The following is a 17510-nucleotide window of genomic DNA, read 5'->3' as shown; positions in this document are numbered from 1 at the left end:
ATATGTGAGACTATGTTTCATAAATTGACACTATCTTGTTTCTGCGGCTAAGACAAGCATCAATGCTCGACCCATCGCCGCCCCCGAAAGGACCGATTCATGCCCTCCCTCTCCGCCCTTAACGCGCCGCATGTCGTGGTCGACTGGGGCACCACCTCCTTCCGCGCGGTGCTGCTCGCCGCCGACGGCACGCAGCGCGACCGCATCGAGACGGGCGACGGCATCCAGTTTGTGGAAAAGGGCTCATTCGAAACCCGGCTGCTTACCCTGCTCGCGCCGTGGCTTTCGGCGGAAGGGGCGCTCGACATCGTGCTGGTCGGCATGGTCACCAGCCGCAACGGCTGGATCGAGGTGCCCTATGTCCCCTGCCCCTGCGCGGTCGAAGACCTCGCGAAAGGCACGATCACCCGCACTCTCGCCAACGGCTCGCGTGCCATCCTGCTTCCCGGCATCACCGATCCGGCCCGCGCGCCCTTCCCCGATGTGATGCGCGGCGAGGAGACCCAGATCGTCGGCTTCGGCCTCGACAGGGACGCAACGCTCGTCCTGCCCGGCACCCACAGCAAATGGGCGCGCGTTGCCGGCGGGCGGATCTCGGGCTTTCGCACCTTCGTCACCGGCGAGTTTTTCGCCCTGTTGACGCAGCATTCGTTCATTGCCCGCGCCGCTGCCGGCTCGGAAAGCGCGGGCGAGGATATGGGCGCCTTCGAGCGCGGCATCGTCGACGGCGCGCCGGAGGGCGCGGAGGGCGATGCCATGCTCTCGCTGGTCTTTGCCGCGCGCACCGGCATGCTCGCCGGCAAGCTTGCCCCAGGCGACATTCGCGACTACGTCTCCGGGCTGCTGATCGCGCAGGAGTTCCGCCAGGCCCGCAATTGCGGCTTCTTCGCCAGGGGCGAGCGCATCGGCATCGTCGGCAATGACGGGCTCAACCGCCGCTATGCCATCGTCGCCCGCCATTTCGGCCTGGATGTCATGGACGGCAGCGACCATGCCGCGATCGACGGTGCCCGGCAGATCCTCGCCGCGGCCAAGGGAGACCTGACATGACCTTGCGCGAAGCGCTTGCCGCCTGCCCGCTCGTTGCCATCCTGCGCGGCGTCACCCCTGCGGAAATCACCGATGTCGCCGACGTCCTGTTCGAGGCCGGCTTCCGCATCATCGAGGTGCCGCTCAACTCGCCCGATCCCTTCGCCAGCATCGGCAGGCTGGCGACGTCCCACGGCGAGCGCACCCTGATCGGTGCCGGCACGGTGCTCGAGCCCGACCAGTGCCGCCGGCTCGCCGATGTCGGCGGCCGGTTGATGGTTGCGCCGAACTATGCTCCCGACGTGGTCGCGGAAGCGCAGGCGCGCGGACTGGTGACGCTGCCGGGCGTCGCCACCCCGTCGGAGGCCTTCGCCGCGCTGCGTCAGGGGGCGGACGCGCTGAAGATCTTCCCGGCCGAGGCGATGGCGCCGCGCGCGCTGAAGGCCTGGCGCAGCGTCATGCCGAAGGACGCGCTGCTGCTTCCCGTCGGCGGCATCGACACCACGACGATGGCGCCCTGGTGCGAGGCCGGCGCCAGCGGCTTCGGCCTCGGCTCCTCGCTCTACCGGCCCGGCATCCCCCTCGACCAGCTTGCGGACAAGGCACTCAGCCTCGTTGCTGCCGCCCGCAAGGCCTTCCCCGGCACCTGATTCCCTCTTCCTCCCTTCGGGAGCCCCACCGCCATGCCGTCAGATGCCGGCCGATTGCGCGATCACCCCACATCCGGGCACCCCACATCCGGCCAGCCCGCACCCGATCACGGCCCGTCGCCCGCCCCCGGCGACCGGCGGCCGCTGATCGAGGGCCTGCTGGCGACGGGGGCCGGCACCATCAACAATGCCTGCGTCAAGCTGCTGGCGGTGATGCCGACCAGCCAGTTGATCCTGCTGCGGGCGGTCGGCACGATCTTCCTGCTGCTGCCGCTGATGATCCGGCGCGGCCTGCGCTGGCCGCCGCGCGTGGTGCTGGCGCGCGCCGCGCTGGAGGCCATCGCCACCGCCGGGTTGATGCACGCGCTCACCCTCGCCCCGCTCAGCTTCGTCGCCACGGTGATGATGACGATCCCCCTTGGCGTGATGGCGATGAACTGGCTGCTGGCTGGCGAGCCCCTGTCGCCGCGCGGGCGCATCCTGCTGCTGCTGGCGTTTTCCGGTGCGCTGATCGCCACCGGCCCGGCGCTTGCGGGGAGCATGGAGGGCGCCCTCTCGGCCATCTTCTCGGCCGGCTTCTATGTCGCCCGCGACCTGCTGACCAGCCGGCGCGCCTCGAGCGTGCCGAGCCTTGAACTCTCCTTCACGGCCAGCATCGCGACGCTGATGCTGGCATTCGCCATGGGTGTCGTCGGTGACTGGCGGCCGCTGGTCGCGGGCGAGACGGGCATCATCGCGGCGATGATCGTCTTCTATATCCTCAGCAACCTGCTGATCGCCTCGGCGACGCGGGCGCGCCATTCGACCATGGTCGCCGCCACCCGCTACTCGGCGGTGATCTGGGCCGCCCTCTTCGATCTCGTGCTGTTCGACCTCGCGCCGCGCCCGCTGACGCTGGTCGGCGCCGCGCTGATCGCCGCCTGCGGCATCGGCCTCGTCTTCACCGAAAGAAAACGGCGCGGACCGTGAGGACCGCGCCGTCATTTTGAAACGGGAAAGCGAGGAGCCTATTCGGCCGCCGGCTTCAGCCGATAGCGGAAGTCGCAATGGGACGCGCCCTTCATGATCGTCTGGGTGCGCGTCAGCTCCATCCTCGGATTGTAGCCGATGCAGAAGTCGCCATCGCGGTTGCAAGACAGCAGGTGGCCGATATCGCCGAGCCCCATCTCCTTGTAGACCTCTGAGTAGCGGCAGCGCTTGACGTTGAAGTCGAGCCGGTCCGGCCCCTTCTCCAGCACCTCGATCTGCAGCGCGTCGTCCATCTGCCACAGCGGCAGCAGGTCGGCGAAGTTCTCAAGGTCAGGCTCGCTCGGCTCCTTCTCCCGGAACTCCTTGCCTTGCGCGATGGCGGAGTTGGAGACGGCCTCGCCGATCACCTTTTCCGCCTCCTCGCGCCCGTGCCGCTCCACCAGCACGTCGAAGACATGCTTGAGCACCGCGGCCTCGATGCGGCGTTTCTCGATCATCGGCAGCGTCATCGTCGTTCCCTCTTTCGTATGTCGTGCCCGTTGTCGCAGCTCAATGCGCCGCGACATGCCCTCCCAGATAGGCATCGGCGACGCGGCTGTCATTGGCGAGATCCTTGGCCGCGCCTTCCATTACGATCTTGCCGCCCTCGATCACCGCGGCCCGGTCGGCGATGCGCAGCGCCGCCTTGGCGTTCTGCTCGACGATCAGGATCGAGTAGCCCTGCGCCCGGATCTCCTCGACCAGGTCGAAGATGAAGCGCACCAGCATCGGCGCAAGGCCGAGCGAAGGCTCGTCGAGCAGCAGCACCTTGGGCCGGCGCATCAGGGCGCGGCCGATGCACAGCATCTGCTGCTCGCCGCCGGACAGGGAGCCGGCGCCCTGCTTGAGCCGTTCCTTGAGCTTGGGGAACAGCCCGAGCACCCGGTCGAGTTCTGCGGTCTTCAGCGGCCCGCCGCCGATGGTCAGGTTCTCCAGCACGCTCATGTTGGAGAAGATCTGCCGCCCCTCGGGGGCCTGCAGAATGCCGAGATCGACGATCTGGTGGCTCTTCAGGCCGACGATGTTCTTGCCCTCGTAGCGGATCTCGCCGCCGGTCGGGTGGTAGATGCCGGAGATGCAGCGCATCAGGCTGGTCTTGCCGACACCATTGGCGCCGAGAATGGCGTAGATGCCCTTTTCGGGCAGGTCCAGGCTGATGTCGTGCAGGATGTCCTGGACGCCGATCCGCAGGGACAGGTTTGCGATTTCGAGAACGTTCACTCGTCCACCCCCAGATAGGCTTCCAGGACCTCGCGGTTCTGCCGGACGACCGCCGGTTCCGCATCGGCGATCTTGCGGCCCGACGCCAGCACGACGATCCGCTCGCAGATGCTCATCACGAGACCCATGTCGTGCTCGACGAGCATGACGGTGATCCCGCTTGAATGCAGTTCCTTGATGAAGGCGGCAAGCTCCGCCGTCTCGGAATCGTTCAGTCCCGCCGCCGGTTCGTCAAGGATCAGCAGGTCCGGGTTCATCGCCAGCGCGCGGGCGATCTCCAGATACTTGCGCTTGCCATAGGCAAGGTTGGCCGCAAGATCGTTGGCGTATTGGGTCAGCCGGACCTTCTCCAGCGCCTCCCAGCTTCGCTCGGAGATCTGCTGCGCCCGCTTCGAGCCGCCGGTGATCGCCTGCCACGGGCTCTGGCCGATGGCCCCGACCGCGCCGACCGAGACATTGTCGAACACGGTCATGTTGGGGAAGACGCGCAGGTTCTGGAACGTGCGCGAGACCCCTTTCGAGGCGATCACCGACGGCTTGAGGCCGCTGATCGTCTCGCCGCGATAGCGGATCTCGCCGGAGGAGACCGGGGTGAAGCCGGAGATCAGGTTGAACAGCGTCGTCTTGCCGGCGCCGTTCGGGCCGATCAGCCCGACGAGTTCCCCTTCCCCGACCGTGGTGGTGACGCTGTCGACCGCCATCAGGCCGCCGAAGCGCCGGGACACATTGTCCACCTCAAGCATGGCGCTCATTTCCAGCCCACCTTCTGCTTGTCGGGATTGTCCTGCCAGGCGGAGCCGAACTGCCGGCGGATGAAGTTCAGCGCCGGCACCTCGCCGAACAGTCCCTTGGGCAGGAACAGGATCGAGAAGAACAGCACGAAGCCGACGATGATGTTGCGGATGTCGCCGACGCCGCGCAGCGCCTCGGGCAGCAGGATCAGGAGCAGGGCGCCGATGACGGCGCCGGGAATGCTGCCCAGCCCGCCGACCACGACCATGGCGAGGATCAGGATCGATTCCGAGAAATCGAAGTCCATCGGCGAGATGTAGCCGGTGGTATAGGCCCACAAGGCCCCGGCGATCCCGGCGAAGAAGGACGAGATCATGAAGGCCTCGATCTTCAGCCGCACCGTGTCGATGCCCATCGCATCCGCGCACTGGTCGTCCTCGCGCAGGCTGCGCAGCGCATTGCCGTAGTAGGAATGGCTCAGCCGGTGGATGACCCAGATCGAGGCGCAGACGATCGTCGCCACCACGAAATAGGTGCCGAGCTCGCTGTCGACCGTGTAGCCGAACAGGTCGATGCCGGTGAACAGCATCACCCCGTTCGGGCCCTTGGTGACCTCGACCCAGTTCTGCAGCACGAGGAAGATCATCTGGCCGATGCCGAGCGTGGCGACGGCGAAATAGATGCTGACGAGCCGCATGGTCGGCAGGGCGACGACGAAGGCGATCGCCGCCGCGCCGAGGCCCGCCAGCGGCAGGCCGAGGGTGAAGCCGATGCCGTAATCGGCCCCGGCCAGCGCCGCGATATAGGCGCCGACGCCGTAGAAGGCGGCATGGCCCAGATGCAGCAGGCCGGCGATGCCGGTGACCAGTTGCAGCGACACCGCCAGCAGCGAGAAGATCAGCGCCAGCATGACGACCTGGTAGAGATAGCCTTGGCCGAGATAGGCCAGCAGGGCCGGAAGGGCGGCGAACAGCACCGCCAGGATGGCGATCTTGAGGACCGCCGATGTGATCAGATCCTTAGACACGTTCCCTCCTCGCTCCGAAGAGCCCCTGCGGGAAGAACACCAGGGTGACGATCAGGAACAGGTAGGCGACCATGTCGGCCCAGACCGACGACATGAAGGTCGTCGACAGGCTCTCCGCCACCCCCAGCACCAGCGCCGCGATCACCGCACCCGGGATCGAGCTCAACCCGCCCATCACCATGGCGACGAAGGCCTTTACCCCCGGAATGAAGCCCATCGAGGGGAACACCGCGCCGTAATAGAGGCCGACGAGAATGCCGGCGAGCGCGCCCATCATCGAGCCGATGACGAAGGTCAGCACGATGGTGCGGTCGGTGTTGATGCCGACATATTTCGCGCCCAAGGGATTGTTCGACACCGCCCGGATCGACAGGCCGATGGCGCTGTATTTCAGCAGCCATTGCAACCCGCCCAGCATCAGCACCGAGACCAGGAAGATGATGATGTCGCCGTTGACGATGGTCACCGGGCCGAGGGAGATCGGCTTGTTGATCAGGTAGCTGATGTCGATGGTCTGGAACTCGGAGCCGAACAGCAGCTCCATCGCCTCGCGGGCGATGATCGACATGGCGAGCGAAGACATCAGCGTCGCCTCGCGCATCGCCCGCGATTTCAGCGAAGCCTCGTCCGAGAACCGTCGGAACGGTCGGAACGCCACCCGCTCCAGGCTGAAGCCGGACAGCGCGCCGACCGCCAGGACGATGAAGACGATGACGAGGAAGGGCGGGCCGAAGGCGGCGATCGCCATGATGCCGGCGAAGGCGCCGATCGTGTAGACCTCGCCATGGGCGAAGTTGACGACGTTGAGGACGCCGAAGATCAGCGTGAAGCCGATGGCCATCAGGGCATAGACCATGCCCAGCGATATGCCGATCGTGAATTGTTGCAGGTAATAGGGATCTATCACGGGAACCTGTCCTGACCTGGGAACACGGGGACCAGGCGCAAGGGGGAGCCGTCCCCGCCGCCCGGAGACCGGGTCGTGGCGGCGGCAGGTCCTCGGCATGCGCCAGGTCTGCGGAGCCCGGCTGCGGCCCCGCTCCCCGCGCCTTACGGCCGGAGAGCGGGGAACGCGGCGTTACTTGACCGGGACGAACTGGCCGTCGGTCACCGTTGCCTTGGTGAGCTGCTTCAGCGCCTCGCCGTTCTCGTCGAAGGACGTGACGCCGGTGACGCCGGGGAAGTCCGTCGTCTTGGCGAGCTCGTCGCGGACGTTCTGGCGCGAGACGTCCGGATAGGCGCGGGCGACCGCTTCCAGCATGATGTTGACCGCGTCATAGGCCTGGGCCGGGAACTGGCCGGGCTCGGCACCGCCGCGCGCCGCCTTCCACTCGTCGACGAAGGTCTTGACGTTCTCGCTCTCGCTGTTGGGCAGGAAGGTGACCGTCAGGAACAGGCCTTCGGCCGCCGGGCCGGCGAGCTCGACGAGCTTCTGGTTGTAGGCGGCGGAGGTCGAATAGACCGGGGTCTCGACGTTGAGCTGCTTCATCTGCTTGAGGAACTGGGCGCCGTCCTCATAGAAGAAGCCCGTGTAGATCGCGTCCGGCTTGGCGCGCTCGATCTTGGTGATGATCGAGCGGAAGTCCGGCAGGCCGCGGTTGAAGAACTCGGTGAAGACCACCTCGCCGCCATTCGCCTTGACCTGCTCGGCGAAGTCCTTGACCACCGACTGGCCCCAGTCGGTCTGCTCGGCGATCACCGCGATCTTCTTCAGGCCGTTCTGGGTCATCCAGTCGGCGTTGTAGACGCCTTCCTGGGCCTGGGTGGTGATGTTGCGGAACTGCCATTCGGAGATCTTGGCATAGTCCGGGTGCGAGGCGGTCTGGCTGAGCTGGGCCATGCCGGCGCGTTGGTAGACCTGGGCGGCGGCCATCGACACGGTCGAGGTGAAGTCGCCGAGCGCGGCGACGATGCGCTTGTCGTCGACGAACTTGCGGGCGATGGCGACGCCTTCCTTCGCGTCGGAGCGCGAGTCCTCGAAGATGATCTCCACCGGCACCTTCAGCTTGCCGGAGGCGTTGAAGTCCTTGAGGGCGATCTCGGCGGCGGTCTTGAAGTCCTGGCCGTACTGCGCCGTGTTGCCGGTCAGCGGCAACTGGTAGCCGAGATAGACCGGGCCGTCGGCGAGCGCGGCGGCCGGAACGGCGAGCATGCCGGCAACGCCGGCAAACAGTCCGAGAGTGGTCCTGCGAGACATGGTCATAGTGATCTACTCCTGTATCTGGAAGAGCTTGTCTTGTTGTTTGTTGGGGTCACCCCGCGGCCGGGATGACGGTCGTTTCAGCCTGCACCGACGCCGGGCTCGACCCGCAGCAGGCAACATCCGGTCTTGCCCTTTGTCCAGGTTTCCCCCTTGAAGGTAAAGCCGGCCTCGGTGAACAGGCCGCCGTCGATGGCTCCGGCGGCCTTGCAGAGCAGCTCGAGGTCTTCCTCGCTGCGGCCCTGCTCCGTCCACGTGTCCTTCAGCGGACAGCGGTGGAACTGGATTTCCAGACGTTCGTCGTCGCACGCCTTGATCTCGGGCGCGAACATTTCGGCCGAGCACGGGATGCCGCCGATGAAGGCGTCCTTCAGGCCCGGCAGGTCGCCCGGGCCCAGATGCGCGAATTTCTTGCCCATGTCCTTGCCGAGGCGGCGGGTGGATTCGGCGATCAGCTCGACGGCGCGCTCGGCACCATAGGCCTCGCGCAGGACATCGAACATATGCGCATAGGCCTTGGCGCGCATGGCGAAGGCGGCCTTCAGCATGTCGAGCGTGACGACCGGCTCGCTGGTGGTGTGCTGGGTCATGTGGGGCATCGTCCTCTTGGCTGTCCTGCTTGGGTCAGTCGCGGCCGTCGCGCCACCGGTAGAGCGGGAGCATCACCGGCGGGGCGAAGGTCGTGACCAGACCGTGCAGGGGGATTGGCTTGGGATCGGACATCGGCAGGGCGAGATCGGCAACCGGGGTGCCGGCGATCGCCGCGGCGAATTCGCGGCCGAGCGAGATCGACAGGGCGACGCCGCGGCCGTTGCAGCCGGCCCAGCACCAGAAATCGGGACCGAGCTGGCAGATGAAGGGGAAGCGGTCCTCGGTCATGCCGATATAGCCGTTCCAGACGAAGTCGAACTCCGGCTTGCCGAGCACCGGGAAGGCCGTCTGCAGCCGGCGGCCGACGAGCTCGCGCAGCCGGTCCGGGCCGTTGTGACCGAGCGCCAGCGCGCCGCCGGTCACCAGGCGGTTCCGCTTGTCGTAGCGGAAGAAATGCAGGTCGCCGTGGGTGTCGGAGACCGCTTGGCGGCCCGGCACCACCACCTGGCGCTGCGCCTCCGTGAGCGGGCGCGTCGCCATCTGCCAGGACAGCACCGGCACGACGGAGCGGGCGACCCTCGGCGCCAGCCGCGACGACAGGACGCCGGTATAGGCATTGCTCGCCAGCATCACCGCGCGGGCGACGACCTCGCCGGCGGGCGTGCGCAGGTGCCAGCGGCCGTCGCGCCGCTCCACCGCCTCGACCGGGCTTTTCTCGTGGATCGCGACGCCCTTCGCCTCGCAGGCGCTCGCCAGGCCGCGGGCCAGCGCCAGCGGGTTGATATGGCCGCCGGTCGGGTTGTACATGCCGCCGAACCAGCGACCCGAGCCGAGCAGGCTGGCGCATTCGGCCGCATCGACCAGCCGGGTCGGCGCGCCGCGCTTCGCCCAGGCCTCGACACGGGCACGGCTCAGCTTCAGCCGGCTTTCCCGGTGCGCCGGCTGGAACCAGCCGGTCTGCTCCGCCTCGCAGTCGATGCCTTCCTCGCGGACGGTGTCGAACAGATAGGCGGCGCTGTCGCGCACCAGGGCGGTGAAGCGCTCGCCGGTCTCGCCGAACCGCGTCTCGATCGCATCCGGCTCGGCCGCCGTCATCGTCGGGATCACCTGGCCGTTGTTGCGGCCCGATCCGCCGAAGCCGACCTCCATGCCTTCCAGCACCGTGACCCGGTGCCCGGCGCGGGCCAGGTGCAGGGCCGTGGAAAGCCCCGAGAAGCCGCCGCCGATGACCGCCACATCGGTCTCGATGCGGCCGGAGACCGGGGGCGCCGGCGGCCTGGGCGGCGCCGTGTCCGCCCACAGGGATGCCGAGATCTGCTTGCTGGAAAACATGGGGTTGGTCCGTTCTCAAGAGACCCGGGAGGGAGGTTCGTGGATGGAAGCTCCTGCCCCGGATTGTCGCCGCTGCAGGAGCCGCCATCGCGGTTGCAGGACAGCAGATGGCCTATTTGGGGAATGCATCGGGCAAGAAAGTCCAAGGCAGATACATGAACAGTCCTGGAAACACGATCCCCAATACGATGATCGCCATGACCAGTCCTATCAAGGGCATGATTGCCACGAACGCGCGCAGGCTGGAGACATTCCCGATCTGCGTCGCAATCAGGAGGCAAATCCCGTATGGCGGCGTAATCAGTCCGAGGGTCAGCGACAGGATGACAATAAGACCCAGATGCACCTGATCTATTCCGCCGACATTGCCGATGCTCTGGATGATGGGCAGAAAGATGATGGCGGCGGTGACCGGGCTCAGGACCGTCCCGATGATCAGCATGAACCCCATGATCATCAGCATCAACCCGATGCGCGTATCCGTCACCGAGAGGATGAACGTGGCCGCATCGGTCGCAATGCCCAGATAGGAAATCAACCACCCCATGATCCCCGCCGACGCGACCGCAAACATGGGCAGCGAATACGAGATGACCGAATCCGAGAATATCTTGGGCAGGTCTCTGATCCGGATGGCGCGATAAAAGCCCATTGACAGCAAAAACCCGACCGCCACGGCAATGGCCGCCGCTTCGGTAGCGGTGAAGACGCCCATGATAATCCCACCGAGGACGACGATCGGCAGGATCATCGGCGGCGCAGCATGCAGACCGGTCTCGACAACACGTTTGAACGAGGCTTTTTCTTTTGGCTTTACGTCGAACTTACCTGCAACAACGTAAGTGTAGCCCATTTGGGACAGGCCCACCAGAATTCCCGGTACAATACCGCCCAGAAAGAGGGCGCCGACGGAGACGTTCCCGAACGCGCCATAGATCACCATAAGGATGGACGGCGGTATTATCCCTCCCAATACAGAGGACGCCGCCGTCAACGCGACGGAAAACGGCGCCGGATACCCCGCCTTCTTCATCGCCGGGATCAGCACCCCTCCCACACTGGCTGTATCGGCCGCGGCCGACCCCGACAGGCTGGCAAACATCATCGATACCATGACGTTTATATGCCCCAGCCCACCCCGGATGTGTCCGACAGTCGCGTCCGCGAAATTCAGCAAGCGATCGGTAATTCCTCCGTCGTTCATCAAACGTCCAAGCAGGAGGAAGAACGGAACCGCCAGCAGCGGAAACGAATTGATACTGGCGAACATCTGGTTGATGACGGAGGTCAGCGGGATACCGAGCTGCCAGATCGTGATGATCGACGCCAGGCCAATGGCGAAGGCAATCGGCACGCGCAACGCGATCAGACCCAGGAAGCTGAGAATCAGCGTGAGAAAGGGGGGCATGTCAGTAATCCTCAGGCTGTCGTCCGACGGGCGTGCGGGTTCGCAGACGACGAAAGTCGTCACGAATGACCTCGATCGCAAACAGCGCCATGGCTACGCCCGAAATCGGGATGGCGGCAAAGGCGTAGACCATCGGCATTTGCAGCGCGACAGAGCTTCTCCGCCAGCCCATCTCGGCGAAAATCTGCCCATGGACGACGAGGACGTAAATCACCGGAAGGCAAGCCAGCGACCCGAACAGGCGCAGGATGTTGTTCAGCGTAATGAACCGGTGCGGAAGAATTTCGACCACATAATGCACCCCACGACGAAACGCCACGGCCGCACCGAAGAACACCGACCAGACAAAACAGAACAGCGCGACTTCATCCGTCCAGTTGACCGAGATCATCAGATAGTTGCGGGCCACAACCTGATACAGGATCGCGGATATGAAAATCGCGAACAGGCAGTTGGCAACAAAGATCATCACCCTTTCAAGAAGGGTATTTAGAGTACGCATCATCCCCTCATTGAAAAATGGCCACGGACAAGGTCCGTGGCCGGTTGCCGACTACAGCCCGCGGATAATCTCCAACAAGTCCCTCGCCCCAAGGCGGTCGGCATAGGTCTCGTGCAAGGGGATGATCTTTGCGATGAAGGCATCCTTGTCGACCTCGGAGACCGTCACACCCTGTTCGGCCAGCCGGTTGATGAGCTCGGCGTCATATTTCTCGCCCATGTCGGTCCCATGGGCCGCTGCCGCGATGGCTGCACTTTCGATGACCGCCCGCTCTTCTTCCGAGAGCTTGCCCCATGTCAGCTCGCTGATGGAAATATGGCTCATCATGATCTGGTGCTCGGTCTTGTTGTGGTATTTCGCCACTTCATACAGACGCGCGCCGTAAAACCCGCTGATCGTGCTTTCAAACGCACCGACAACGCCGGTCTGCACCCCCGTATAGACCTCGGTCCAGGGCAGCGAGGTGGTCAGGGCCCCGAAGGTCTGCCAGGTCTCGCCGTCCAGGGCCGAGCCCGTCACGCGCATGCGCGTGCCTTGCAGGTCCTCCGGTTTGGTGACGGGTCCCGACGACGTCGACAGATTGCGCGTGCCGCCGCCGGTCAGCGCCAGCAAGTTCAGCCCCACTCCGGCATCGGCCACTTCCTGCTTGAAATGGGCGAAGATCTCGCCTTGCGGATCCGTCGCCGCGCGGAAACTGTCCATTCCGCCAAAAAGATAGTTGAGGCTGAAGAACTCGAATTTCTTGACGAAGGGCGAGATATTCTGGACGCCGCCGATCATCACATCGACCGTTCCGATGCGCATCTCATCGACCACGGTCTGGTCGTTCCCGAGCTGGCCACCGGGGAAAATCTCGACGGTCAGACCCGTTTTCGCCTCGACCTCGGTCTTGAACACCTCGGCAGCATCCACCCAGGGATGCGGCGCAGACACAACTGTGGCCAGACGCAGCGTCTGGGCTGCCGCAGGCATTGCGGAGGCCAGGCCCGTCACTGCTGCCACCGCCAATATCCTGAATGTGCGAGTCATATAACCGTCTCCTCTTAAGCGCCGGGGGTCTCCTCCCCCGGATTGGTCCTGACCGTCAGGACTTCTCTACAGGCTCACCCAAAGTATGCATGAGGCGATTGGCCCAGCCAAAAAGCGCCGTCGAAAGCGTCAGGTCCAGAATCTCCTGGCTGTCCAGTCCGACCGCGCGCAGGGCGTCCACATCCTCGGCTGTGATCTCGGGCGGACATAGCGACAGTTTGACCCCGAAGCTCAGAATGGCCTTGGCACGGGGGTCGATGTCTGCCTTCTCGCCATCCAGGAACACCTTTTGCATGACGCTGCTGTCTTTGGTGATCTGATTGTAGCGACTGGCATGAACCGCCGCACAATAGATGCAGCGATTGACGAAGGACGCCGCCACCGCGCCCAGTTCCCGCTCGGCACGGGACAGACCGCCCGGGTCATACATGATGCCGTTGAACAGCGGCGTGCGCAGGGTCAGCGCCTGGGGATCATGGGCCAGAACCAGGACATACTCGGAAATCTTGGTGTTCGACGGCGTTTCCCTCAGCGCCTCGCGCTGTTCGTCGCTCGCGTGATCCAGATCGACCGGTGTGACATGGGGACGCCAATGAGGAACACGGGTCGTGAATTTCGTGATTACCCGGCTCATGACTGCCCCTCCATGACGCGCAAGACCTTTGCCACCCGGATCTGATAGTTCACGAAAGCCACCAGGCCGGCCAGACGAACGATGTCATCCTCTGCAACACCTGCATCGCGCAGGATATCGATGTCTTGAGCCGTGGCTTCCTTGGGATGAAGGGTCATCTTGTCCACATATGCCACCAGTGCGGCCAGGCGCGGGGCTTCCGGCTGATGGCCCGGCCGCGCCAGGTCGGCCAGATCAGGCGAAACCTCGCCAAGCCGATCATAGTGATGCGCCAGCGCATCGTCCGAGCAGATGCGCGACATGCGCGCGGCCAGATGGGCGCGAAGCCCGTGCGCAAGTCCGCCGGGGGTCTTCGGCAGCAGCGCCGCATCATGCGACCCTTGAGTCAGGTCCATCAGCCGCGCCCGGGTGGCCAACGCGGCCCCAAGCTCTCCTCCAGCCTGCGCCACTCCCGCGGCGCGCTCCAGGATATGATCGCTCATACCTCCACCTCCACCTGACGGTTTTCCGGCCATGGGGACTGACGCCATTCGTCGCCCAGCAACTCGGGTTGGTCATAAGCCTCCAGCGCCGACCAGTGGTGATCGACATCCTCGGTATAAAGCGCTGCCGCGATCGCTTCCGCGAGCCATCGCGCCCCTTCGCTGATGCCGGGAATATCGCCGCTCACCTTGCCCAGACTCAGCGTCGCGCCGTAGTTGAAGCAATGGACCTGCCGCAGCCATGACGACTTGACCGGGTCCTTGGGGCGAAACGCGAAGTCACGCCCGACATAGGGGAAATTCCCCAGTTCGGCATGTTCCAGACCTGGCGGAGGGGTATAGCAGTCCCTCCACAGCAGGATCTGGTCGCTGTGTTCGGCCAGTTCGGGCCGAGCATCGGGCTCGATCCGGAATCCCGTCCCGAGGATCAGGAAATCGGTTTCCAGCGTTCCCTTGGCGGTCTCGACCAGCAATTGCCCCTGTTCGACGCGGGCGCTCTCAACGCCGGCACCAAAATGGAAAAAGGCGTTCGGGTGGCGGCTGACGCGCAGTGTCGAGCCGCGCGGAGACGGCGTCTGGGTGACGAAGGAGTAGCGCATGAACTGCCAGCGCCAGTCGTCCGACATTTGGCAGTAGCCCTGCGTGAAGCCATAGGAGCCAATGCCCATCATCTTGTTCACAACCGGCATTTGCGATCGCCGGATCAGATGGCGGACTTCGGCCGCCCCGTGCTCGAGCGCCTCGGCCGCGTTGTCGACAGCGGATGCCCCGATTCCGACAACAGCCACGCGCTTGCCCTTGAGCGCCGCGAAATCAATGTGGTCGGCCGAATGCGCCCAGAGACTGCGCGGCAGGCCCTCGACAAATGCGGGAATATTCGGCCCGCCGGTCCCATCGCGCCCGGTTGCCATCACCACCCTGCGGGTCAGGATCGACGGCTGCCCCGCGCCCCGAAGCGCAAGCCGCAGATAGCGGCCTTCGGGTGCGATCCGAGTGACCTCGATCCCGTTTTCGACAGGGATGTCGAGAACCTCCCGATACCACTTCAGGTAGTCCATCCACATGGGGCGAGGGATCTTGTCCAGATCTTCCCAGGCACTGAACCCAAACTGGGCCTGGAACCACGCCCGGAAGGTCAAGGACCCCATGCCAAAAGCCGGGCCAGGCAGCGTCTTGGGCGAGCGCAGGGTCTCCATGCGGGCATAGGTAAGCCAAGGGCCTTCGTAACCGGCAGGGTTGCGGTCAAGGATGCGGAGATTGCGGATGCCGCCCGACCTCAGAGCGAAGGCCGCGACAAGCCCGCACATGCCACCGCCGATGATCACGACATCATGGACCTGCTCGCCGTCCGGAGCGACCTGTTCGGGCACCCAGTTGGCTGCGGGCAGGTTCAGGCAGCTAAGCTCGAACTTGATGCGAGCCTCAAGCTGCTCAAGCCCCTGCGCGGATGGCGATGCGTCAATCATAGGCGATCCTCATTCTCGGAACGTGCGGCCTCGGCTGCCTCGTGGGGCAACCAGAACCAGCGAATATCCTCCTGTTCGGGCATCGATATCGCTGGATTGCACGGGTATGTGGCGCTGGCCTTCTGCGCGATGTCTTGCGCGATCGCAAGGCACTCGGCGAAGTCGGGCACCTCGGTGCCGGCCGGCGGCGTCGCACCGTCAAGCGCCTCGAACAGCGAGGCGGGCCGCGCCGCCGGCGCCGCGCCGCTCGCCACCGACCACACGCCGGTGCTCGGATTGACCTTGTAGAGCGACATGAAGGCGGCGCCATGGGCGGCGACGAAGCGCACCGCCTCGATGAGGTAGTCCGTCGTCCGCTCGTCGAAGAAATAGTTGAAGCCGAGCCGCACCCAGCCCGGCCGCAGCACGCTGCGGCCGCTGTGCACCTCCTGCTGGTGGCGCAGGGCGTCCGCCCCGTCGATGCCGAGCAGGTCGTGGCCATAGGGGCCGGCGCAGGAACAGCCGCCGCGCGCCTGGATGCCGAACAGGTCGTTGAGCAGGGCGACGACGAGGCCGTAATGCAGCTTCTTGGCGCCGCAGCGGATGTTGAGCGCGAAGACGCCGATGCGTTCGGCGTTGAGCGGACCCAGCAGCTCGATATTCGGCTCCTGCGCCCAGGCGCGCATGGCGCGCGCCACCATCTCCGTCTCGCGGCGCTCGATCTCGCGGGCGCCGACCCGCGCCTGCAGCTCCAGCACCAGGCCGGTCTTGATGTCGCCGACGATGTTGGGCGTGCCCGCCTCCTCGCGCCGCTCGACGCTGGTCACGTAGCAATGGCCCTCGGCTGTCACGTAGCTGACCGTGCCGCCGCCGGTGGTGGTCGGCTCGATGCCCTCGAAGATCGCCTTGTCGCAGACCAGCAGGCCCGAGGCGCCCGGCCCGCCGACGAACTTGTGCGGCGACAGGACCAGCGCGTCGATATGGTCGTTCGCGCCCGGCGCCGTCTCGCCGATGGCGATCGGCATGTAGGGGGCGCCGGCCGCGTAGTCGCAGAAGACCATGGCGTCATGGGCATGCAGCAGCTTCGCGATCGCCCGCACGTCGGTCTTGATGCCGGTGACGTTGGAGGCGGCGGAGAAGACGCCGAGGCGCGGCACCCCGGCCGGCACGGCGGCGAGCTCGCGCGCCAGCGTGTCGAGGCAGATGCCGCCGGCCGCGTTCAGCGGAATGCGGCGGATGCGGGCGCCGGTCTCGCGCCAGGGCAGGTCGTTGGAATGGTGCTCGTAGGGACCGACGAAGACCACCGGCCGCTCGGCCTCGGTCATCTCGGCAAGGCTCGCCCGCCGCGGCAGCCGTCCCTGCAACTGCATCGCCCGCACCAGCTTGTTGACGGCCGAGGTCGCGCCCGAACCGGTGAAGATCACCGCATGGCGCTCATCGGCGCCGAGCGCCTTGCGGATGGTCTCGCGGGCGGTCTCGCGCAGCACCGTCGTCCGCCGCCCGGTGTGCGAGGTCTCCGTATGGGTGTTGCCGTAGTCGGGCAGCACCTGGTCGCGGATCAGGTCCTCGAGGAAGGACAGTCCGCGCCCGGAGGCGACATAGTCCGCATAGACCAGCGGGCGCAGGCCGAAGGGGGTTTCGATCGGCCGTCCCTCACCGATGACGCTGGCGCGGATCCGCGCGATCAGCGCGTCAGCGTCCGCCGCCGGCAGCGTCGAGTGGCAGCCTTGTACTTCGCTTGATTTGTTCCATTGAGAAACAGGATGTGACATCATTGAGCTCGATGAGATTGATGAACTTCTTGTAGAAGGCGTCGTAGGACGAATTGCTCTTGGTGATAACCTTCAAGAGATAGTCATACTCGCCCGCCAATCGGTTCACTTCCACGATTTCCGGGAATAAACTCACGACGCTATTGAACTTCTCCAGCCAGGCTGTGTTATGCTGGCTGGTCCGTATCATCACGAAAACCGTGAGCTCGAGGCCGATTTTGCTTTGATTCAAAAGCGTTACGCGACCGTCGATATACCCCTCTCGCTCGAGCTTCTGGAGGCGGCGCCAACATGGCGTTGTCGAGAGACCTACCCTCTCAGAAACCTGAGCTATAGATAGGCTAGCATCATCTTGAATTACAGAAAGTATTTTTCTGTCAAACTCATCAATTTGCATCTTTCGTTCTACCTCTGGAGTTTTTGTTAGGATATTCATCCTAAGAAATCC

Annotated in this window: 19 protein-coding genes; 3 read left to right on the top strand and 16 right to left on the bottom strand. The window is 65.0% G+C overall.

The genetic code is table 11. The features are described from left to right. Positions 1-99 precede the first annotated feature (99 nt). The 3 genes from TSB10P1A_RS03790 to TSB10P1A_RS03780 are packed head-to-tail and all read left to right on the top strand — an operon-like array spanning position 100 to position 2648. Entirely contained in the window at positions 100-1050 is a 951-nt protein-coding gene (locus tag TSB10P1A_RS03790; RefSeq protein ID WP_186386566.1) for a 2-dehydro-3-deoxygalactonokinase, read from the top strand. Continuing rightward, positions 1047-1679, top strand: coding sequence for a 2-dehydro-3-deoxy-6-phosphogalactonate aldolase (locus TSB10P1A_RS03785; protein WP_186386565.1), 633 nt, complete (start codon positions 1047-1049; stop codon positions 1677-1679). The genes TSB10P1A_RS03790 and TSB10P1A_RS03785 overlap by 4 nt, the downstream gene beginning before the upstream one ends. A gap of 33 nt (positions 1680-1712) precedes the next feature. After that, positions 1713-2648, top strand: coding sequence for a DMT family transporter (locus tag TSB10P1A_RS03780; RefSeq protein WP_186386564.1), 936 nt, complete (start codon positions 1713-1715; stop codon positions 2646-2648). Between the two features lie 38 nt (positions 2649-2686). Here TSB10P1A_RS03780 and TSB10P1A_RS03775 read toward each other — a convergent pair whose 3' ends face one another. The 16 genes from TSB10P1A_RS03775 to TSB10P1A_RS03700 form a co-directional block, all read right to left on the bottom strand. Beyond that, a complete protein-coding gene (locus tag TSB10P1A_RS03775) occupies positions 2687-3157 on the bottom strand; it encodes an L-2-amino-thiazoline-4-carboxylic acid hydrolase (RefSeq protein WP_186386563.1) in 471 nt (156 codons plus the stop codon). 40 nt (positions 3158-3197) lie between these two features. Continuing rightward, complete coding sequence (locus TSB10P1A_RS03770; RefSeq protein WP_186386562.1) at positions 3198-3908, bottom strand: ABC transporter ATP-binding protein; 711 nt, start codon at positions 3906-3908, stop codon at positions 3198-3200. Further along, positions 3905-4660, bottom strand: coding sequence for an ABC transporter ATP-binding protein (locus TSB10P1A_RS03765; RefSeq protein ID WP_186386561.1), 756 nt, complete (start codon positions 4658-4660; stop codon positions 3905-3907). The genes TSB10P1A_RS03770 and TSB10P1A_RS03765 overlap by 4 nt, the downstream gene beginning before the upstream one ends. Beyond that, positions 4657-5667 carry a branched-chain amino acid ABC transporter permease gene (locus TSB10P1A_RS03760; RefSeq protein ID WP_244292964.1) on the bottom strand — a complete coding sequence of 337 codons (1011 nt, stop codon included), beginning with the start codon at positions 5665-5667 and terminating at the stop codon, positions 4657-4659. Before TSB10P1A_RS03760 ends, TSB10P1A_RS03765 begins: the two co-directional genes overlap by 4 nt. After that, positions 5660-6574: a branched-chain amino acid ABC transporter permease gene (locus TSB10P1A_RS03755; protein WP_244292962.1), complete on the bottom strand. Its 915-nt coding sequence runs from the start codon at positions 6572-6574 to the stop codon at positions 5660-5662. The genes TSB10P1A_RS03760 and TSB10P1A_RS03755 overlap by 8 nt, the downstream gene beginning before the upstream one ends. Positions 6575-6745: 171 nt before the next feature. Beyond that, entirely contained in the window at positions 6746-7870 is a 1125-nt protein-coding gene (locus TSB10P1A_RS03750) for an ABC transporter substrate-binding protein (protein ID WP_186386559.1), read from the bottom strand. 77 nt (positions 7871-7947) lie between these two features. After that, positions 7948-8457: an L-2-amino-thiazoline-4-carboxylic acid hydrolase gene (locus TSB10P1A_RS03745; protein WP_186386558.1), complete on the bottom strand. Its 510-nt coding sequence runs from the start codon at positions 8455-8457 to the stop codon at positions 7948-7950. Positions 8458-8491: 34 nt separating this feature from the next. After that, positions 8492-9790, bottom strand: coding sequence for an FAD-binding oxidoreductase (locus TSB10P1A_RS03740; RefSeq protein ID WP_186386557.1), 1299 nt, complete (start codon positions 9788-9790; stop codon positions 8492-8494). A gap of 112 nt (positions 9791-9902) precedes the next feature. Further along, on the bottom strand, positions 9903-11198 hold the full coding sequence (locus TSB10P1A_RS03735; protein WP_186386556.1) for a TRAP transporter large permease: 1296 nt from the start codon (positions 11196-11198) through the stop codon (positions 9903-9905). 1 nt (position 11199) lies between these two features. Next, entirely contained in the window at positions 11200-11667 is a 468-nt protein-coding gene (locus TSB10P1A_RS03730) for a TRAP transporter small permease (protein ID WP_208984833.1), read from the bottom strand. A gap of 84 nt (positions 11668-11751) precedes the next feature. Further along, positions 11752-12729 (bottom strand): TRAP transporter substrate-binding protein, encoded by a 978-nt coding sequence (locus TSB10P1A_RS03725; RefSeq protein WP_186386554.1) that lies wholly within the window; start codon positions 12727-12729, stop codon positions 11752-11754. A 55-nt stretch (positions 12730-12784) separates the two neighbouring features. Continuing rightward, entirely contained in the window at positions 12785-13363 is a 579-nt protein-coding gene (locus TSB10P1A_RS03720) for a peroxidase-related enzyme (RefSeq protein ID WP_186386553.1), read from the bottom strand. Next, a complete protein-coding gene (locus tag TSB10P1A_RS03715; protein WP_186386552.1) occupies positions 13360-13845 on the bottom strand; it encodes a CMD domain-containing protein in 486 nt (161 codons plus the stop codon). Before TSB10P1A_RS03715 ends, TSB10P1A_RS03720 begins: the two co-directional genes overlap by 4 nt. Then, on the bottom strand, positions 13842-15311 hold the full coding sequence (locus tag TSB10P1A_RS03710) for an NAD(P)-binding domain-containing protein (RefSeq protein WP_186386551.1): 1470 nt from the start codon (positions 15309-15311) through the stop codon (positions 13842-13844). The genes TSB10P1A_RS03715 and TSB10P1A_RS03710 overlap by 4 nt, the downstream gene beginning before the upstream one ends. Next, positions 15308-17062, bottom strand: a complete 1755-nt coding sequence (locus TSB10P1A_RS03705) for an aminotransferase class V-fold PLP-dependent enzyme (RefSeq protein WP_186386550.1) — start codon at positions 17060-17062, stop codon at positions 15308-15310. Before TSB10P1A_RS03705 ends, TSB10P1A_RS03710 begins: the two co-directional genes overlap by 4 nt. Next, entirely contained in the window at positions 16983-17498 is a 516-nt protein-coding gene (locus TSB10P1A_RS03700; RefSeq protein WP_244292960.1) for an Lrp/AsnC family transcriptional regulator, read from the bottom strand. The genes TSB10P1A_RS03705 and TSB10P1A_RS03700 overlap by 80 nt, the downstream gene beginning before the upstream one ends. Between the last annotated feature and the right edge of the window lie 12 nt (positions 17499-17510).

Source organism: Stappia sp. TSB10P1A (assembly GCF_900185725.1).
GTDB lineage: Bacteria > Pseudomonadota > Alphaproteobacteria > Rhizobiales > Stappiaceae > Stappia.
This window is presented reverse-complemented; position numbering and strand designations above follow the sequence as displayed.